Annotated in this window: 1 protein-coding gene; it reads left to right on the plus strand. The window is 59.8% G+C overall.

Annotation, left to right across the window (positions count from 1 at the left end; translation table 11 throughout):
* Window positions 1-59: 59 nt before the first annotated feature.
* Window positions 60-677: a TPM domain-containing protein gene (locus tag GVL50_RS28430; RefSeq protein ID WP_159815848.1), complete on the plus strand. Its 618-nt coding sequence runs from the start codon at window positions 60-62 to the stop codon at window positions 675-677.
* Window positions 678-901 lie beyond the last annotated feature (224 nt).

Raw genomic sequence — 901 nt, forward strand, 5'->3', positions numbered from 1 at the left:
GCGGTGGATCGTCCGGCGGCTGGTGACATTAAAAGAATAATGAGCAGGCACTTTTCAACATGGCATTACTGACCGAACACGAACAACGCAAAGTCGCCGAAGCGATCGCCCGGGTCGAGCGCGACACCGACGCCGAACTGGTGACGGTGCTGGCCGCCCGCGCCGACGACTACGCGTACATCCCACTGCTGTGGGCGAGTTTGCTGGCGCTGGTGGTGCCGGGCGTCGTGCATTACCTGACCGGCTGGCTGACCATGCACAGCCTGCTGTTGGTGCAGTGGGGCGCGTTTATCGTGCTGTGCCTGCTGTTTCGTTTGCCGAAAATCACCACGCATTTGATCCCGCGCCGCGTGCGCCACTGGCGGGCGTCGAACCTGGCGCGACGGCAGTTTCTCGAACAGAACCTGCATCACACGGTGGGCAGCACCGGGATGCTGATTTTTGTCTGTGAAGCGGAGCGCTATGTGGAGATTCTGGTGGATGAGGGGATTTCCAAGCGGCTGGATAACAAGAGCTGGGATGTGATTGTCGCGGCGTTTACCGAGCAGGTGCGGCAGGGGCGCACGTTGGAAGGGTTTGTGACGTGCATTGAGGCGTGTGGGGAATTGCTCAAAGTGCATGTGCCGGTGACGCAGGTGAGGAATGAGTTGCCGAATCGGTTGGTGGTGTTGGCCTAAAAGCCAAAGCCCCTCACCCCAGCCCTCTCCCGGAGGTAGAGGGGGCTGACCGAGGTGTCTGGTGCTCGACATCGACCTGAGAAACCGAGTCGATTATGGATTCAAAGCAACTCGTTCAGACCTGAGTTCGGCTCGGTATCTCAGGTCGGCGTAACCCGTGAAAACACCTCGGTCAGTCCCCTCTCCCTCCGGGAGAGGGCTAGGGTGAGGGTGCTCTTGAGAAC

The organism is Pseudomonas sp. 18058 (assembly GCF_902706155.1).
GTDB classification, from domain to species: domain Bacteria; phylum Pseudomonadota; class Gammaproteobacteria; order Pseudomonadales; family Pseudomonadaceae; genus Aquipseudomonas; species Aquipseudomonas rustica.